At 45.1% G+C, this 326-nt stretch carries 1 protein-coding gene; it reads right to left on the reverse strand.

Annotated elements, in window-relative coordinates:
• The coding region (locus A4R26_RS14820; protein WP_165760277.1) for a sigma factor-like helix-turn-helix DNA-binding protein at positions 1–301 on the reverse strand (301 nt) is incomplete at its 3' end.
• Positions 302–326: the final 25 nt, after the last annotated feature.

The following is a 326-nucleotide window of genomic DNA, read 5'->3' on the forward strand; positions in this document are numbered from 1 at the left end:
CGTCAGGATGTTGAGCCTGATATTCCTGCCACAATAACTGCCGCGTAACGCCTGTCTTTGATAGTTCAGCGCCTGTGGCTGCAAAATGAGCTGTTACTTGCTGCAGACGTTCTGCATCCAGTTCTAACAGATCGTTGTTATAGGCTTTATCAGCGAGATTTACGTCTGAATTATTTTCACTTGTTATCAGCCGGGAAAGATATTTACGAACACTGTTACGGCTGATACCAACACGACGGGCAATCTCCCGAATAGAAACGCCATCGGCTTGAAGTTGAAGAATTTGTTTTAACTGTTCCATTGCTATCGGTTTTTGTGCCATGCCC

Origin of the sequence: Niastella populi (genome assembly GCF_002078015.1) — a bacterium.
Lineage (GTDB): Bacteria > Bacteroidota > Bacteroidia > Chitinophagales > Chitinophagaceae > Niastella > Niastella populi.